This window comes from Actinoplanes sp. CA-051413, assembly GCF_050955795.1.
GTDB lineage: Bacteria > Actinomycetota > Actinomycetes > Mycobacteriales > Micromonosporaceae > Actinoplanes.
The window spans coordinates 2,087,398-2,104,210 of the sequence record NZ_CP192100.1 but is presented as its reverse complement, the minus strand read 5'-3'; the positions used below and the strand labels follow the sequence as shown (position 1 = coordinate 2,104,210).

The 16,813-nt window shown below is 73.2% G+C and carries 15 protein-coding genes and 1 pseudogene; 11 read left to right on the top strand and 5 right to left on the bottom strand.

Annotation, left to right across the window (positions count from 1 at the left end):
• Positions 1-9 precede the first annotated feature (9 nt).
• Together ACQP2Y_RS10075 and ACQP2Y_RS10070 are read right to left on the bottom strand one after the other, a co-directional pair.
• A pseudogene (locus ACQP2Y_RS10075) lies at positions 10-678 on the bottom strand (hypothetical protein); the annotation flags it as partial.
• A gap of 1,317 nt (positions 679-1,995) precedes the next feature.
• A complete protein-coding gene (locus tag ACQP2Y_RS10070; RefSeq protein ID WP_360832853.1) occupies positions 1,996-2,547 on the bottom strand; it encodes an SAV_6107 family HEPN domain-containing protein in 552 nt (183 codons plus the stop codon).
• Between the two features lie 931 nt (positions 2,548-3,478).
• On the opposite strand from ACQP2Y_RS10070, the gene ACQP2Y_RS10065 reads away from it, so the two are divergent.
• Positions 3,479-3,877 (top strand): NUDIX hydrolase, encoded by a 399-nt coding sequence (locus tag ACQP2Y_RS10065; protein ID WP_433726634.1) that lies wholly within the window; start codon positions 3,479-3,481, stop codon positions 3,875-3,877.
• Positions 3,878-3,898: 21 nt separating this feature from the next.
• On the opposite strand, the gene ACQP2Y_RS10060 is transcribed toward ACQP2Y_RS10065, so the two are convergent.
• Complete coding sequence (locus ACQP2Y_RS10060; protein WP_433726632.1) at positions 3,899-5,872, bottom strand: amino acid transporter; 1,974 nt, start codon at positions 5,870-5,872, stop codon at positions 3,899-3,901.
• Positions 5,873-5,960: 88 nt separating this feature from the next.
• On the opposite strand from ACQP2Y_RS10060, the gene ACQP2Y_RS10055 reads away from it, so the two are divergent.
• The 3 genes from ACQP2Y_RS10055 to ACQP2Y_RS10045 all read left to right on the top strand — a co-directional run bounded on the left by ACQP2Y_RS10055 (position 5,961) and on the right by ACQP2Y_RS10045 (position 8,697).
• Positions 5,961-6,776 (top strand): SDR family NAD(P)-dependent oxidoreductase, encoded by an 816-nt coding sequence (locus tag ACQP2Y_RS10055; protein WP_433726630.1) that lies wholly within the window; start codon positions 5,961-5,963, stop codon positions 6,774-6,776.
• A 74-nt stretch (positions 6,777-6,850) separates the two neighbouring features.
• Positions 6,851-8,197, top strand: coding sequence for a ferredoxin reductase family protein (locus tag ACQP2Y_RS10050; protein ID WP_433726628.1), 1,347 nt, complete (start codon positions 6,851-6,853; stop codon positions 8,195-8,197).
• Between the two features lie 11 nt (positions 8,198-8,208).
• On the top strand, positions 8,209-8,697 hold the full coding sequence (locus ACQP2Y_RS10045; protein WP_433726626.1) for a YbaK/EbsC family protein: 489 nt from the start codon (positions 8,209-8,211) through the stop codon (positions 8,695-8,697).
• Here ACQP2Y_RS10045 and ACQP2Y_RS10040 read toward each other — a convergent pair.
• Positions 8,646-9,854: a Bcr/CflA family efflux MFS transporter gene (locus ACQP2Y_RS10040; protein WP_433726624.1), complete on the bottom strand. Its 1,209-nt coding sequence runs from the start codon at positions 9,852-9,854 to the stop codon at positions 8,646-8,648. The genes ACQP2Y_RS10045 and ACQP2Y_RS10040 overlap by 52 nt on opposite strands.
• Before the next feature lie 116 nt (positions 9,855-9,970).
• Between ACQP2Y_RS10040 and ACQP2Y_RS10035 the strand changes: the two genes are divergently transcribed.
• Genes ACQP2Y_RS10035 through ACQP2Y_RS10005 form a run of 7 tightly spaced genes read left to right on the top strand, consistent with a single transcriptional unit; the run spans position 9,971 to position 16,359 of the window.
• Positions 9,971-10,540: a CGNR zinc finger domain-containing protein gene (locus ACQP2Y_RS10035; RefSeq protein ID WP_433726622.1), complete on the top strand. Its 570-nt coding sequence runs from the start codon at positions 9,971-9,973 to the stop codon at positions 10,538-10,540.
• 10 nt (positions 10,541-10,550) lie between these two features.
• A complete protein-coding gene (locus ACQP2Y_RS10030) occupies positions 10,551-11,267 on the top strand; it encodes a monooxygenase (RefSeq protein WP_433726620.1) in 717 nt (238 codons plus the stop codon).
• Positions 11,264-11,845 carry a GNAT family N-acetyltransferase gene (locus ACQP2Y_RS10025; protein WP_433726619.1) on the top strand — a complete coding sequence of 194 codons (582 nt, stop codon included), beginning with the start codon at positions 11,264-11,266 and terminating at the stop codon, positions 11,843-11,845. Before ACQP2Y_RS10030 ends, ACQP2Y_RS10025 begins: the two co-directional genes overlap by 4 nt.
• A 2-nt stretch (positions 11,846-11,847) precedes the next feature.
• Positions 11,848-12,609: a carotenoid biosynthesis protein gene (locus tag ACQP2Y_RS10020; RefSeq protein WP_433726617.1), complete on the top strand. Its 762-nt coding sequence runs from the start codon at positions 11,848-11,850 to the stop codon at positions 12,607-12,609.
• Complete coding sequence (locus ACQP2Y_RS10015; protein ID WP_433726615.1) at positions 12,606-13,700, top strand: glycosyltransferase; 1,095 nt, start codon at positions 12,606-12,608, stop codon at positions 13,698-13,700. The genes ACQP2Y_RS10020 and ACQP2Y_RS10015 overlap by 4 nt, the downstream gene beginning before the upstream one ends.
• The gene (locus ACQP2Y_RS10010; protein WP_433726613.1) at positions 13,697-15,139 is read left to right on the top strand and encodes a phytoene desaturase family protein; all 1,443 of its coding nucleotides are present in this window, start codon (positions 13,697-13,699) and stop codon (positions 15,137-15,139) included. The genes ACQP2Y_RS10015 and ACQP2Y_RS10010 overlap by 4 nt, the downstream gene beginning before the upstream one ends.
• Positions 15,136-16,359, top strand: coding sequence for an erythromycin esterase family protein (locus ACQP2Y_RS10005; RefSeq protein WP_433726611.1), 1,224 nt, complete (start codon positions 15,136-15,138; stop codon positions 16,357-16,359). Before ACQP2Y_RS10010 ends, ACQP2Y_RS10005 begins: the two co-directional genes overlap by 4 nt.
• Here the strand turns inward: ACQP2Y_RS10005 and ACQP2Y_RS10000 are convergent.
• Positions 16,351-16,812 (bottom strand): MarR family transcriptional regulator, encoded by a 462-nt coding sequence (locus ACQP2Y_RS10000; RefSeq protein WP_433726609.1) that lies wholly within the window; start codon positions 16,810-16,812, stop codon positions 16,351-16,353. The two genes, ACQP2Y_RS10005 and ACQP2Y_RS10000, sit on opposite strands and share 9 nt — an antisense overlap.
• Position 16,813: the final 1 nt, after the last annotated feature.

The following is a 16,813-nucleotide window of genomic DNA, read 5'->3' as shown; positions in this document are numbered from 1 at the left end:
GGCCTCGGCCGGCTGGTCGGCGGCCGGGAGGACAGCGGCGGGCCGCGATCGGGTGCCGGGCGTGGGGTCGTGCGGGGGTACGACGGTGAGTCCCGGCATCCACATGGTGATCTCTTTGGGGCGGGCCGCCATACCCCGGCCCCGGGCAACGACGGTGACCTTGCGCCGACGCAGCCGGCCGTGCCCCGCGCCGAGGCCTTCCCAGCGGCCCTGGGTGACCTGCAGCGTCACATCCGCGCCGTCCCACCGCCCATAGGGCACAAGCACACACCCACGCTGCCGGGCCCGGGCGACGAGCCGGCTGGTGATCGAAGCCGAAACCTGACCCGGTACGGCAACAACAACAACATCCACCCCATCGATGAGCGCGGCGACGACGGTGGGCCACTCGGGGCCGGGATCAGGCACAAGCGCAAGCCGATCCAGGGCGATCCCACTCTCCGCAGCGGCGAGCGCGCCGAGCGTGGGGACGCCGACGACGGCACACCAGGAACCGGCGTTGGAGGCGGCGGCGAGCAGGGCCAGGAGTAGAGAGGTGCTTCCTCCTCCGGGTTGCACCGCGCCGCCGCCCCGGATGGTGGCGCCTGGGAGGGGCGGAGCGCTCCGCAGCGAGGTCGCGGATCCTCTCCTGGCCGGCGCATTCTCGGATCCGGCGGTCGCGGATCCTCTTGCGCTCAGACCGTTCGCGGATCCGTCACTGCTTGTGGGTCCTCTTCGGCCCGGACCGTTCGCGGATCCGTCACCGTTTGCGGGTCCTCTTCGACCCGGACCGTTCGCGGATCCGTCACCGTTTGCGGGTCCTCTTCGGCCCGGACCGTTCGCGGATCCGTCGCCGGTTTCGGTCGCTCTCGTGCCCGGCTCGCTCGGGAACCGGCCGCCCGGACCGCTGGTCGCGGACTCCGCCATGCCAGGCCCGCCAGCAGAGCCGCCGCCGGCATCGTCGGTGGCGAGGCCTCTGCCGCCCGGCCCGTTTGTGGATCCGCCACCAACACCGTCGAGCGCGGACCCTCTACCGCCCGGCCCAGCGATAGATCCGCTGCTGGCGCCGCCGAACTCGGTTCGCCCAACCATGAATTCGCCGCCGGCGCCGTCAGCCGCAAAGTCTCTACCGCCCGGCCGATTTGTTGATCCGCTGCCGACAGCGTCGAGCTCGGGTGCTCTGTCGCCTGGCCAGTTCGTGACTTCTTCATGCGGGTCGGGTGCGGATCTTGGCGAGTTGCGGCGGGCGGCGCTGGCGGAGGCTTCGCGCTCGTGGGGGCCGGCGGGTGGCGGCGATGGGGTGGGGAGGGCGCCTTGATGGACGGAAGGGCCGGGGGTGATGCCGATCGCGATGGTGGTTCCGCGGCGCAGGCCTCGGCTCGGCAGGAGACTGCTCAGTTCGGGGAGGACCGGCAGCACCCGGTGCGTCCCGAAATCGCCGGTGTCGCTGGCCGGCCGAACCAGCTCAGCAAGGGCCGCAGCACCGTTGATCATGCGCCCGGCCATTGTCCGCCCCGTTTGTACACGTACATTGAAGTTGATCTTTATCGTCACGACTCCGCCGAAGCGACGTCGCGAACGAGGTATTGCCACCAGCGATCCGGAGGGCTCACCCACCGCGAGCAGCACCCAGGCGGTGCGGCAGGAGCCCGGGTGAGCAGCCGCCACGCTGCCGCCAGCCGGATCCGCGTAGCCCGAGCCGGCAGCTACGAGTAGCAGCCGCAGGCGTTACCGAAGGCGTTACCGAAGGCTCAACCGGTTTCGGCACCACCCGGTAGGTGATCTTCGACGGACTACCGGATGCCATCGAGGCGGTCTGCGGCCGGCCGCAACCTGGCGATCAGGCCCGCCCACTGGGCGCCGCCATGCGGATCGCACGTCACCGGCCACAGAATTCAGCACTTGCCGCCCTTGATCATCGACGCCGAGGAAACGGTCATTCCGCAGCCGACCGAGGTGATTGACCAATCCGACGCACCCGAAGGGGCAGAAGCGGGAGGGCCGCCGGGCCGCCGCCTAGGCGGCTTCGAGGGTTGGCTGGTAGGCCACGCCGAGGGTGGACTCAACCAGGGAGACGAAGTGCTCCGCCGCGCGTAGCAGGTCGTCCGCCTCGCGGGGGCTGACCACGCGGGGGATGCCTGCTTCGGCTGCGGCTCGCTTGGTCGCGCCCAGGGCGAAGTAGCTGGCCCAGTCGCTGAACTCGGGTGCCACCAGGACCAGGAGGGACCAGGCGCTCGTCACCCGGCTGCGCTTCGTCGGCGCGGCCGGCCTGGCGCGGGCAGCGAGGACCGCTGCGGCTGCGCGCAGTGCCGCGAGGTGGGCTGCCGCGTAGCGCAGGCCGTCCGGGCGGGTGCCGGCCGCTTCCGCCAGCCCTTGGCGGGCTATGGCGAGCAGCTGGGCCGGGGTGCGGTTCGGCAGCAGGTTGGCCGGGACGGTGGGCGCCGCCTGGGCCGCCGCCGTGGGCGCGTGTGCCAGAGGACCGGGGCTCGCCGTCTGGCCCGGGATCGGGCCCGGGAAGGCGCTCGGCGGTCTGAGAGTGGGCACCGGGTGGGCCTGGTTGCTCACCATGGTCGTCTCCTCGCGTGTGTCGCATCCGACGTGCTGGTCGAACCGATCCGCTGCAAGAGGAAGAACACAGCGGTTGTGGCAGCCGGCCGGGTGTGAAGCTTCCCCACACCACACCCGGCCGGACTTGCCGGCGGGTCCGTCGCCCGCCGCTCGGGGGTCGAGAACAGCGGACGACGGTCCTGCCTTTTGTGCCGGTCCGGACCCGCGAATGCCCGGACCTCGCATGCGGCACTTCGCGGGCGCCGCATCCGGGAGCCCCGCCGCGAACGCGGCTCCCGAGTAGTCAGGCCGGGTGTTCTACTGGCACAGGAGTTCGAACCAATCGAACACTCGTTCTAACTAAGAATGAGAGTACACCCCGGGTACGACAAAAAAGCAACACACGCGAGGGCTCCGGCGGGGTGGTCGGTGGAGGTGGAGATCACCTTCGGCGGGGTGGCCCGTGGAGGTAAGGACTTGCTGGTCAGGAAGGGTATGCGGGCCACTCGGAAATTACTGTCCAGGACCGGCGAATCGGTCAGCCGGCGGCCGGCGGCCGCGCCGGACCCGGTATGAGCCGCACGAACTGGGCGTGCGCCGCAGGGCCGGGCCAGCCGATGAGGCAAGGCTGGCTGAGGCCGAGCCGGGCCGGGCCGGGCCGGCGAGCGGGTGGGCGGCCAGCCCACAGGCTGGGCGGGCCCGTTGGGCCGACCCGGGCGATCCAGGCCGAGTTAGGCGCTGGGCGGGCAAGCGGGCGAAACGGGTCGGGCGAGGCCGGGACAGGCGGGAAGCCCGAGCCGACCGACCTCAGCCGTGGCCGGCAAGCTCAAAGACACCGCCCAGGATCGTTGACCGCGCCGGCGCTACCGTCGTCGACGGCCGTCAGGCCGTGCAACCACCCGGCCTGGCGCATCCCAACGCGCCACGTACAAGTCTCAGGAAGCAGCAACCCATGACCGTCATCGACAAGATCGCCTGGATCCGCATCGAGAACGGCGCGATCCTCAGCTCCCGCTCACGCGGCAAGGACGTCTACTACCTTCCCGGCGGCAAGCGGGAGCCCGGCGAGAGCGACATCGACACCCTCGTCCGCGAGATCCGGGAGGAGCTCAGCGTGACCATCACCCCCGGCAGCGCCGAGCATGTCGGGACCTTTGAGGCTCCCGCCCACGGGCATTCCGCCGGGACGGTTGTCCGGATGACCTGCTACACCGCCGACTACCAGGGCGTCCTGCGGCCGGACAGTGAGATCGAGGAGATCGTCTGGCTCACCCATGCCGATCGTCCTCGCGTCTCCCCGGTCGATCAGATCATCTTTGATCACCTGTACGGGACGGCGCGCCTGCACTGACGTCCGGGCCGAAGAGAAGGGTCAGCCGCCCACGTGGATGCCGGGGCGGCGGGCCGGGTCCGGTTCGCTCTTGCGGATGATCTCGCGGACCACCGGCGCCGTGTCGCCCCGGCCCAGCAGCAGATACCGGAACAGGTGCACCAGTGGGCTGCCTTCCGCCCATTCGAAGTAGCAGTGCGGCCGTACCCCGGTCGCGTCGCGCAGGGCGAGCAGGATCGCGGCGATCGCGTTCGGTGCGGCCGGGCTCTGCACCCGCAGGATGCGGTACGGGCCCACCTGTTCGCCGTGCACGCGCAGGATCTCGCTGAACTCCGACGGGTCGATCACCTTGATCTCCAGGAACAGGATGTCGGCCGCGCCGGGGACCGGGTTCATGCCGCGTTGTTCGCGTTCCTTGGCCGCGTACTCCTGCTCGTCGCCGGCCTGCCGGCGGTTGGCGACCAGGTTGAGCTCGCCGTCGTGCTCGACCGACTCCGCGATGAAGCGGCGGGCCGGCTCGTCGAACTCGATGCGGTCCGCCCGCAGCTCGGTGGTGCGGGTGACGCGGGAGATCAGCGAGACCACGATGATCGCGGCCACGAAGACCGCCGAGATCGCGATGCCGTCGGGTTTCTCCACGATGTTCTCGGCCAGGGCGTACAGCAGGATCAGAGTCAGGATGGTGAAGCCGGTCGCCGCCTTGCGCCGGCGGCGGCGGACCGCCGAGATCGCCACGGCCACCGCGCCCGAGACCATCATGGCCAGGATGCCGGTGGCGTACGCGCCCGCCTGCGCGTTCACGTCCGCTTTGAAGACGATGGTGATGCCGATGCTGATCGCCGTGTAGACCAGCACCACCGGCCGGATCGCGCGGGCCCATTCCGGGGCCATGCCGTAGCCGGGCAGGTAGCGCGGCACGATGTTGATCAGGCCGGCCATCGCGGACGCGCCCGCGAACCACAGGATCAGGATGCTGCTGATGTCGTACGCGGTGCCGAAGATCTCGCCCAGCTTCTCGTGGGCCAGGTAGGCCAGCGCCCGCCCGTTGGCCTGCCCGCCCGGCTCGAACTCCCGCACCGGGATCAGCACGGTCGTCACGAAGCTCGTCGCGATCAGGTAGACGCTCATGATCAGCGCCGCGGTGGTGAGCAGTTTGCGGGTGTTGCGGACCCGGGACCTCATCCGATCCTCGGCGGACTCGCCGGACGCCGCGATCAGCGGCATCATGCTGACCCCGGTCTCGAAGCCGGACAGGCCCAGGACCAGCGCCGGGAACGCCAGCACGGACGGGCCGAGCAGGTCGAAGAAGCCGGTGCCGTGGGCGCCGAGCGCGTCCACCCAGGCCGACAGCGCGCCCGCGGTGGTGAACACGTCGGCCAGGCCGACCACGGTGATCACCGCGTTCAGGCCGAGGAAGACCACGACCAGCGGGATGGCGACCTTGACGGCCTCGGAGAAGCCGAGCAGGAAGACGAAGCCGAGGATGAGCAGCAGCACGATGGTGATCGGCACCGCGTGGCCGTGCAGGAAGCCCGGCAGGTACGGGTTCTCCGACATGTGCACGGTGGCGTCGGCGGCCGACAGGGTGATCGTGACGATCCACGAGGTGACCACGAAGCCGAGCAGGACCAGCACGAACAGTTTGCCGCGCCAGAACGGCAGCAGATTTTCCAGCATCGCGACCGAGCCCTGGCCGTGCGGGCTCTCCTGCGCCACCCGCCGGTACATCGGGAGCATGCCGAGCAGGGTCAGCGCCACGATCAGCAGGGTGGCCAGCGGGGACAGCGCCCCGGCGGCCAGCGCCGCGATGGCCGGCAGGTACGACAGGGTGGAGAAGTAGTCCACGCCGGTCAGTGCCATGACCTTCCACCAGGGCTGCGGGTGCGAGCCCTCGGCGGCCTCCGGCCCGACCGGCTGCACCCGGTGCGCGAGCAGCCAGCGGGTGACAGAGTGTGCCGGCGGCGCTGCCTGGACGGGACTGTCCACGGATGCCGGCACGACGATCTCGGTGCTCATCGTTCTCTTTTCCTAAGACCGGCACGTAACCGATCACCGCTGCCAGGATGCACGATGGGTGGGACAGCGCAGACATGAGGAGCGACACATGCCACGCACGTTTGTGATCACCGGAGCCAGCTCGGGCGTGGGCCTGGCCGCCGCCCGGCAACTCGCCGCGCGGGGTGAGCAGGTGGTCGTGGTGGGCCGCGATCCCCGCCGGCTGGGTGCCGCGATGGCCGCCGTACGGGCCGCCGCCACCGGGCCCGAGCCGGACGAGTTCCGCGCCGACTTCAATGTGCTCGACGAGGTCCGGGAGCTGGCCGCCAAGCTGCTGGCCGCGTACCCGAAGATCGACGTCCTGGCCAACAATGCCGGCGGCATGGTGGAGTCCTATGTCCGCACCGCGGACGGCTTCGAGGCCACCATCCAGGGCAACCACCTGGCGCCGTTCCTGCTCACCCACCTGCTGCGCGGGGCGCTCGACGGTGGCCGGGTGGTCAACACGGCGTCGCGGGCGCACCAGCGCGCCCGGCTGGACCCGGAGGACTTCACCGGCTCGGCCGGCACGTACAGCTCGTGGCGCGCCTACGGGGCCAGCAAGGCCGCGAACATCCTGTTCGCCGCCGAGGCGGCCCGGCGCTGGCCGGAGATCACCTCGGTGTCGTTCCACCCGGGCGTGGTGCGCAGCAACTTCGGCGTCGGCGCGGCGACCAGGTTCTTCTACCGGTTCGCGCCGTTCCTGACCACCCCCGAGCAGGCCGGCGAGCTGCTGACCTGGCTGAGCACCGCCGAGGTCGTCGACGGCGCCTACTACGTGGGGCACAAGGTGACCCGGCCGGACACCGTGGCCGCCGACCCCGCGGTGGCCGCCCGGCTGTGGGAAGCCAGCGCCGCGGCAGTGGGTGTGGGCGCCGCCGGATAACGGATATCCGGGCTTTCGTCGGCCTTCTCACCAACCCCTGCCCACCGGGCGGAACCGTTTGTACGTTGACGTCCGTGCGCCCCCGCGTCTCCCCCACCCCGCGCTGGTGGGGGCCCGTCGCGCGGGCCGCGGCCGGGTTGAGCCTGGTGGTCGTCACCGTGCTGTGGGCCCGCGGCGGCGTCGTGGACCTGGCCGGCGGGGGCCGGCCGGCGGCGGGCGCGGCGGGCCGGCTGGCGGCGTTGTGGTCGGCCGATCTGCTGCTCCTGCAGGTGCTGTTGATGGCCCGGATCCCGCTGGTGGAACGCGCTTTCGGCCAGGACACCCTGACCCGCTGGCATCGCCGCACCGGCTTCGCCTCGTTCCAGCTGCTGCTCGCGCACGTCGTGCTGGCCACCTGGAGCCGGGCGCCGGTCCGCAGCTTCGCCGCGTTCGTCGCCGGCGATCCCGGGATGCTGCTGGCGGTGGTCGCCCTGGCCGCCCTGGTCCTGGTGGTCGTCACTTCGGTGCGCACGGCCCGGCGCCGCTTGCGCTACGAGTCGTGGCATCTCCTCCACCTGTACGCGTACCTGGGTGTCGGCCTGGCGTTGCCGCACGAGTTGACGGCAGGCCGGGACTTCACCGCGAGCCCGGCAGCGCGCGCGTACTGGTGTGCGCTCTACGCGGCCGCCGCCGGCAGCGTCCTGATCTTCCGGCTCGGCATGCCGTTGTGGCGCACGGCCCGGCACCGTCTGCGCGTCGACCACGTGGTCCCCGAGGCCCACGGCCTGGTCTCGGTCTACCTGCACGGTCGCCGGCTCGATCGCCTGCCGGTGCGGGCGGGGCAGTTCTTCGTGTGGCGCTTCCTGGACGGCCGCGGCTGGTCCCGGGGCAACCCGTTCTCGCTGTCCGGGCCACCCCGCGGCGACCAGTTGCGGATCACCGTCAAGGGCCTCGGCGACGGCAGCGCCCGGGTGGCCACGCTCGCGCCGGGGACCCGGGTGCTGATCGAGGGACCGTACGGGCGGCTCACCGCGGAGTCGTACCGCGGCGGGCCGGTGACGATGCTGGCCTGCGGGGTCGGCATCACGCCGCTGCTCGCGCTGCTCTGGGACCTGCCGTACGGCCACGGGCAGGCGACACTGGTCTACCGCGCCCGGCACGCCGCCGAGGTGGCGTTCCTGGACGAGCTCGAATGGCTGGCCCAGCGCCGCGGCGTCCGGCTGGTCCCGCTGATCGGGCCGCGCGCCCACCCGACGTCGTGGCTGCCGGCGGAGTACGCGGACTACACGGACGCCGAGGCGTTGCGGGAGATCGCCCCCGACCTGGCCGCGCACGACTTGTACCTGTGCGGCCCGGACCGGTGGACGGACGCGGTGCGCGTGGCGGCCCGGGCGGTCGGGGTGCCCGCCGCCCACCTGCACCGGGAGCGATTCAGCTGGTGAACAATGGGCGGATGGAGAGTCATCCCAACGTGCTGGCCGTGCAGGCCGCCCTGGAGAACGCCGATGCCCGTACCACCGACGGCAGCGCGCCGCGCATGGTGGTTTTCGACGAGGGTGTGCACACCGCCGCCGCCGCGGCCGCCGCTCTCGGGGTCGAGGTCGGGCAGATCGCCAACTCGCTGATCTTCGACGCGGACGGGGAGCCGCTGCTCGTGCTCACCTCGGGCGCGCACCGGGTCGACACCAGGAAGGTCGCCGCGGCGCTGGGGGTGGCCAAGCTCGGGCGGGCCACGCCCGAGTTCGTCCGGGCGCACACCGGGCAGGCGATCGGCGGGGTCGCTCCGCTGGGACACCCGAAGCCGGTGCGCACGCTGGTCGACACCGCGCTGGCGCAGTATCCGGAGATCTGGGCGGCGGGCGGTGTACCGCAGGTGGTCTTCCCGATCACCTATGCCGAGCTGCTGCGGGTCACCGGCGGCACGGCCACCGAGGTGGCCTGAGCGGCGCCGGCCCTCAGCAGGAAGCCGGCCGCCGTCAGGGAGACCGCGGCGGTGGCGAGCAGGACGACGGCCAGCGGCGTGGCGTCGGTGATCCCGGCCAGGCCGGCCAGCGGGGAGACCAGGCCGGCCACCGCGAAGGTCGCGAACCCGTAGACCGAGGTCGCGGTGCCGGACTGGGCGCCCTGGCCGTGCAGGGCCAGGCCCGCCGCCCCGGCGAAGCAGCCGCCGCAGCCGGCCACGAACAGCCACAGGCAGGGCAGCAGGCCGGCGAGTCCGGCGTGCGCCCATTGCAGTGGGACGATCGCGGCCGCGGCCAGCAGGGTCACCGCCGTGCACCCGGCCAGGACCCGGGCCGGGCCGGCGCGGCGGGTGAGCATCGAACTGAGCTGGACGCCCACCACCAGGCCGAGGGAGTTGAGCAGGAAGACGACGGCGTAGGTGCGGGCGCTGAGGCCGTACACCTCCTGCAGGAGGGTCGGTGACGCGGCGACGTACGCGTAGACCCCGGCGAAGGTCATGCTGCCGCTGACCGTGGCCAGCCGGAAGTCGCGGTCGGCACCCACCGCGCGCAGCCGGGCCCGCAGGGGCACCGGCTCGGGCGGGGGTTTGGCGGTCTCGGGCACGATCAGCAGCGCCGCGACGAGCAGCGTGGCCGAACCGGCGGCGAGCAGGCCGAAGATACCGCGCCAGCCGGCCACAGCCAGCAGCTCGGCGCCGGCCACCGGGGCCAGCAGGGGCGCGACGGTCTCCACGAGGGTGACCCGGGACAGCAGCACGACCAGGGTGCGCCCGTCGGCCACGTCCCGGACGATCGCCAGCACGAGCACCGCGCTGCCCGCCGCGCCCACGCCCTGCACGAACCGGCAGGCGGCCAGCACCTCGACCGAGGGGGCGAGGGCGCAGCCGATCGTCGCCAGCAGGTGCAGCACAGTGGACAGCAGCAACGGCGTACGACGGCCCACCCGGTCGCTCCACGCGCCCACCACCGCCTGCCCCAGCGCCAGGCCGAGGGTCATGCCCGCCAGCGTGAGCTGCACCGCCCCGGCGGAGGTGTGCAGGTCCTGGCGCAGCGCCGGGAACGCCGGCAGGTACAGGTCGATCGAGAGCGGGCCGAGGGCCGCCAGCAACCCCAGCACCAGCACGGGCAGCGCCGTCATCCCGCCCTCCTTCACACCACCGTAGGCGTTTGGTCGGTGTACCTGTCCCGACCATCACAAACGGCAGCTACACCTGTCAAGGCGTTACGATGGTGTGAATCAGGAGGAGGTGGCCGGTGCCCGCAGCGGGAGCCGTCCGGCTGGTGCGTGACTTCGTCAACACGTACGAGCCGCAGGTCGGGGCCGAAGAGCTGACCACGCCCGAGCAGCTGCGGGAGTGGCTCGCGCAGCGGCAGCTGCTGGCCCCCGGCGCGCGGCTGCGCCCGGCGGACCTGGCCACCGCTGTGACCGTGCGGGAGGGGCTGCGGTCAGTTCTGCGCGCCCATGCCGGTCATCCCGCGGATCCGGCCGCGCTGGCCGCGCTCAACCAGGCCCTGGCTCCCGTGCGCCCGGCCTTCACCGCCGACGGATACCACCTGGTCGCCGCCGGCGGACCGGCTTTCGACCGGGCGCTGGCCGGGCTGATCGACGCGGTCCGGCAGGCCACCGAGGACGGTACGTGGACCCGGCTCAAGGTCTGCGAGCGCGACACCTGCCGCTGGGCCTTCTACGACGACTCCCGTAACCGGGTGCGCCGCTGGTGCTCGATGGCCGGCTGCGGCAACCACGTCAAGATGCGCCGCGCGTACACGGCCCGGACGCGGCGGCGCCAGGGCGAGCAGGACGCGACGCCGCCGGCGACGTAGCGTGGCTCCCATGATTGACGTCCCGCCGCTGGTCACCCTGCACGTGTGGCGGGTTCCGCGCCGGGCCCTGGGCGGTGCGCTGCTGCGCATGGCGCTCGATCGGCGGCGGCTGCGCGCGCTGCCCGGCGTACGGTTCGGCAAGCTGCTCGGCACCGGGACCGGCACCGGCTTCGGGCCCGGCGACGCCGATCTCACCCGGTACGCCGCCGTGGTCGCCTGGGACAGTCCGGCCGGCGGGGAGCTCGGGCCGGTCGGCGCTGCCTGGGACGCGCTGGCCGAGGGGTCGGCCCGGATCGAGCTGACCCCGCTGACCAGCCGCGGGCAGTGGTCCGGGCAGACCCCATTCGGTGCGCCCTCCGGCGGGCGGACCGACGCCCCGGTGCTGGCGCTGACCCGGGCCCGGCTGCGCCCGGTGCGCGCGCTGACGTTCTGGCGGGCCGTGCCTCCGGTGGCGCGTGAGCTCGCCGCGGCGCCCGGCCTGCTGGCCCGGTTCGGCATCGGGGAGGCGCCGCTCGGCTGGCAGGGCACGGTCAGCGTCTGGCGCACCGAGGCGGATCTGACCGGGTTCGCGTACCGTCAGCCGGAGCATCGCGCCGTGGTGCAGCGCACCCCGGCCGCCCGGTGGTACGCCGAGGAGCTGTTCGCCCGGTTCGCGGTGCGCGGCATCAGTGGCGACAAAGCCGTTCTGGGCTGGCAAGATGTTCCCCGGCGAGAAGGAGAGCGATGAGGCTCGTTCCCTGGCAGCCGGACGACATGCTCCGGCGGCTGGACGACGTGGTCAGCGTGTACGGCGAGGCGATGGGCTACCGCGCCGAGCTGCTGCAGACCCGGCGCGGGTACATCGGTGCCCACGTGCGCCGGGCCGGTTTCCGCGCCGTCGCCACCCTCACCACCGACGGCCACCTCGCGGGCTTCGGCTACGGCTACTCGTCCGGGCCCGGCCAGTGGTGGCACGACCAGGTCCGCGCCGCCCTGGACGAGCCCGGGCGCCGGCACTGGCTCGGTGACTGCTTCGAGGTGGTCGAGCTGCACGTCAAGCCCAGCGCGCAGGGTCACGGCATCGGCGCCCGGCAGCTGCGCGCGCTGCTGTCGATGGCCGACGGCTCGACCGTGCTGCTGTCCACCCCCGAGGCCGACGAGCAGAAGTCGCGGGCCTGGCGGCTGTACCGGCGCTTCGGCTTCTCCGACGTGCTGCGCGACTTCATCTTCCCCGGTGACGAGCGGGCGTTCGCGATCCTCGGGCGGGAGCTGCCGCTGGCCAGCCGGCCGGCGACCGAGGACGCGCCCGGGATCGTCGGCATCTGACAGTGATCCGCGTTGTCCCCTGGGTGCTGCTCGGCGCCCTGATCCTGACCCAGATCTGCTATCCACTGACCGGTGGCGGCCTGCGCGCCGGCCTCACCGTGCTGACCGTCGTGCTGGGCTACCTGCTGTCGGTCTCGCACGCGCTCCTGACCCGGGGCGTCCGGGCGGCCGCCGCGCTCATCGCGACCGCCACCCTGGGCGGCTTCGCCGTGGAGGCGATCGGGGTGGCGACCGGGTTCCCGTTCGGCACCTACGACTACTCCGGCCAGCTCGGGCCCAAGCTGCTCGGCGTACCGTTGATCATCCCCCTGGCCTGGACCTGGATGGCCTGGCCGGCCTGGCTGGCCGCGCTGCGGCTGGCCCGCTCCCGGCCGGCGCGGATCGCGCTGGCCGCGGCCGGGCTCGCGGCCTGGGACCTGTTCCTCGACCCGCAGATGGTCGCCGAGGGCTACTGGACCTGGGACTCCCCCACGCCCGCGCTGCCCGGCGTGCCCGGCATCCCGATCGGCAACTATCTGGGCTGGCTGGGCTTCGCGGTGCTGCTGATGGCCGGGCTCGCCGCCGCCGCGGGGCCGCGCGCCGCCGTGGTCCTGCCGGGCGACACACCGATGCTCGCGCTCTGGTGGTGGACGTACGCTTCCTCCGTGCTCGCCCACGCCGTCTTCCTCGGCCTGCCGGCCTCGGCGCTGTGGGGCGGCGTGCTGATGGGCGCGATCGTGCTGCCGCTGGCCGTGCGCCGGATCCGTCAGCCGGTGCCGGCATGAGGTGGCTGGCGTTGCTCCCCCTGGTCGCGCTGACCACCCACACGATCGTCAACGCGGCGTTGCTGCGCCGCCCGCGCTCCGGGGCGACGACCACCGAACGGGTCGCCGTGCTGCTGCCGCTGCGCGACGAGGCGGACCGTGTGACGCCGTGCCTGCAGTCGCTGCTGGGCCAGTCCGGCGTGCCGCACCTGGAGATCCTCGTGCTCGACGACGGCTCGACCGACGGCACGGCCGAGGTGGTGCGGGCGGTCGCCGGCGACAAGGTACGGCTGCTGACCGGCGCGCCCCTGCCGGCCGGCTGGCTCGGCAAACCGCACGCGTGCGCGCAACTCGCATCCGCGGCCGGCGACGTGGACGTACTGGTTCTTGTGGACGCCGACGTGGTGCTGGCCCCGGGGGCGATCGCCGGCGGGGTCGAGCTGCTGCGCTCGGCCGGGGTGCACTTGCTGTCGCCGTACCCGCGGATCGTCGGGTCCGGGCGGCTCGTGCAGCCGCTGCTGCAATGGTCGTGGCTGACCTTCCTGCCGTTGCGGGCGATGGAACGCTCGCCGCGACCGTCGCTGGCGGCGGCCGGTGGCCAGTGGCTGGTGCTGGACCGGGCGGGCTACGAGCGGGCCGGCGGGCACGCGGCGGTACGGGACGACGTGCTGGAGGACATCGGGCTGGCCCGGGCGGTCAAGCGCGCCGGCGGCCGGATCGCCCTCGCCGACGGCTCGGCGCTGGCGGAGTGCCTGATGTACAGCTCGTGGCGGGAGCTGCGCGACGGCTACAGCAAGTCGATGTGGGCGTCCTTCGGGTCGCCGGCCGGGGCTGCCGCGGTGGTCGGGCTGCTGGTGCTGCTCTACGTCGTGCCGCCGGTGGCCGCCGTGGTTCTCCTGGCCGCCGGGGCGGTGGAGCCGGCCGGGTGGGCGCTGGCGGCGTACCTGCTTGGGGTTGTGGGCCGGGTGGCCGCGGCCCGGGCGACCGGCGGCCGGGCCTGGCCCGACGCCCTGGCCCAGCCGGTTTCGATCCTGCTCTTCGCCGCTCTGGTGGTGCGTTCGTTCGCCCTGCGGCGGCGCGGAGCGCTCTCCTGGCGGGGGCGGCCGGTATGAGCAACGTCGTGGTGATCGGGGCCGGGGTGGGTGGTCTGGCCGCCGCCGCGCGGCTGGCCGCCGCCGGGCACCGGGTGACCGTGCACGAGCGGTCGGCCGAGGTCGGCGGCAAGCTCGGCCGGTACGAGCGAGACGGCTTCCGCTTCGACACCGGCCCCAGCCTGCTCACCCTGCCGCAGGTCTTCGCCGACCTGGGCCTGGAGCTGTCCCCGGTCGCGCTGGACCCGGTGGTGCGCCACCACTTCCCCGACGGCTCGGTGCTGGACTCCTCGTCCGACCCGCAGGTGTTCCGGGAGCGCATCGAGGCCGCCTTCGGGGCGGCCGCCGGCGCGGACTGGGCCCGGTTCTGGGTGCGCGCCGAGCGGATCTGGCGGGCCTCCTGGCGATCGGTGCTGCAGCGCGAGGTCACCCCGGCGTCGCTGGCCGCGCTGTCCTGGCGGGTCGGTGACCTGGCGGCCATCGCGCCCGGGCGGTCGCTGCGGTCGCTGGGCCGGCAGTATCTGCGTGACCCGCGGCTGCGCATGATGCTGGACCGCTATGCGACCTACGCCGGCGCCGATCCGCGCCGGGCCCCGGCGGCACTGGCCGCGATCCCGTACGCGGAGCTGGCTTTCGGCGGTTGGTATCTCGCCGGCGGGCTCGGGGTGCTGGCCACGGCGCTGCTCGACCGCTGCCGCTCGCTGGGCGTGCAGGTCGTGACGTCCTCGCCGGTCGAGCGGATCTGCTCGACCGCGGGCCGGGCCACCGGCGTACGGCTGGGCTCGGGCGAGGAGGTCCCGGCCGACGTGGTGGTGGCCAATGTGGACGCCTTGTCGGTGTACCGCGATCTGCTGCCGGCGCCGTCCCGCCTCGGCGGGCTGGCCGCTCGCAGCCTGGCGGGCTTCGTCCTGCTGCTCGGTGTCCGCGGGCAGACGCCCGAGCTGGCGCACCACACCGTGTTCTTCCCCAGCGACTACGACGCCGAGTTCGACGCCGTCTTCGGCTCCCCCGGCACCGGCGAGCGGGCCCGGCCGCCCTCGGATCCGACCGTCTTCGTGACCCGGGCGGCGGATCCCGCGGTGAGCCCGCCCGGCACCGAGGCCTGGTTCGTGCTGGTCAACGCGCCCCGGCACGGCCCGTCGTTCGGGGCGGTCGACTGGCGGCGGCCCGGCCTGGCCGACGCGTACGGGCGGCACATCCTGGACGTGCTGGCCGCGCGCGGGCTGGACGTGCGGGACCGGCTGGTGTTCACCGAGACCCGCACCCCGGCGGATCTGGCGGAGGCCACGGCCACGCCGGGCGGCGCGATCTACGGTACGGCGGGCGGCCTGACCCGCCCGGCGAACCGTGGCCCGCTGGCCGGGCTGTTCCTGGTCGGCGGCTCCACCCATCCGGGCGGCGGACTGCCCATGGTGACCCTCTCGGCGAAGATCGTCGCGGACGAGATCGGACCGGCGTGACAGCTGCCTTCAGCGCCTTCGTCGCGGAGCGGGCGATCCTACTCGGCACCACCGATCCGCCGGCGCCGCTGGACGACCTGGAACCGCTGGTGGAGATCCTGCGGGACGCGCGGGTGGTCGCCATCGGTGAGAGCGCCCACCACGTCCGCGAGTACTACCTGTGGCGGCACCGGCTGCTGCGGTTCCTGGCCGAGCGGTGCGGCTTCACCGTCTTCGCGATGGAGTCCGGCTTCAGCGAGGGCCTGGCCGTGGACGACTGGGTCCGGGGCGGGCCGGGTGACCTCGACGAGCTGGCCGAGCACGGGATCACGTACCGGATGGGCCGGTGCCCGGAGATGCGCGACCTGCTCCGCTGGATGCGGTCGTCGCCGCTGCCGTTGCGGTTCAGCGGAGTGGACGTGCCCGGCTCGACCGCCTCTCCCCTACCGGCCCTCGACAGCCTGCGGCGCTACCTGGGCAAGGTGGACGCGGACGCGCTGCCGCTGGTCGACCGGATCGCCGAGTACGCCCGGGCCTACGCCGGCGAGCACACTCTGCTCGCGTACCGGGCCTATGCGGCGATCGACGGGGTGGACCGGGACCGGGCCACCGCGCTGCTGGCCGACCTGGCGACCCGCTTCGACGCGCTGGCCGTCGACTACACGGCGGCCGCCGGTGCCGAGGCGTACCGGACGGCCCGGCACGAGCTGCGGCTGGCGTGCCTGCTGGACCAGGGGCTGCGAAGCTTCACGGCGGACTTCGCCCATCCGAAGGTGGCCGCCCGCGACCGCGGTATGGCCGAGACCGTCCTCGAGCTGCTGGGCCCGGACACGAAGATCGTGCTGGCCGCGCACAACACGCATATCCAGCGCACCCCGGTGCGCACTCCCACGTTCGCGCTGTCCGCCATGGGTCACCATCTGGCGGACCGCCTCGGCGGTCAGTACGTGGCGATGGCGGTGACCGCGCAGGCGGGCCGGACCTCCGCGCGCCGCGCCGATCCGGATGCACCGGGTGGCGTCGCCGTGACCAGCGAGGATCTGCCTCCGGCGCCCGCGGACAGTGTGGAGGCCGTGTTCCAACCGTCGGCCGGGCCGGTGCTGGTGGATCTGCGGGCGGCGCGGAACCGGATGAGCGGGCCGGAGAAGATCCGCCTGTCGGAGACCTTCCTGGACACGCCGGTGCTGGACGCCTACGACCTCGTGGTGAGCCTGCCGGAGATCAGCACCACGTCACGGTAGGTCCCGGACGGCGGTCTCGCCCGCCTCGGTGGTGCGGCGCAGGAAGTCGGCCACCACGGCCAGCTCCGCGTCCGAGTAGCCGGCGCAGATCTCCTCGATCGAGCGGTTCATCCCGGCGAGCAGCCCGTAGAGCTCGCCCTGGCGGTCGCGCAGGGAACGGATCTGCACCGCGCGACGGTCGTGCTCGGCGCGCTCCCGGGCGATCCAGCCGCCGCGTTCCAGCCGGTCGAGGATGCCGGTGAGGGTGGCCGGGTGCACGCCGGTGAGCCGGGCCAGGGCGGTCGGGCTCAGCGGGCCGGCCCGGTCGATCAGGTCGAGACAGTCCAGGTCGGCGTCCTTGAGCTCGAGCCGGGTGCCGACCTGCCGGCTGAACACCGACAGCTGGTTGCGGGCCAGCCGCAGCGACTCCTTGACGCCGGCCACCAGCCGCCGCCGGGATGTTACGTCCGCCATA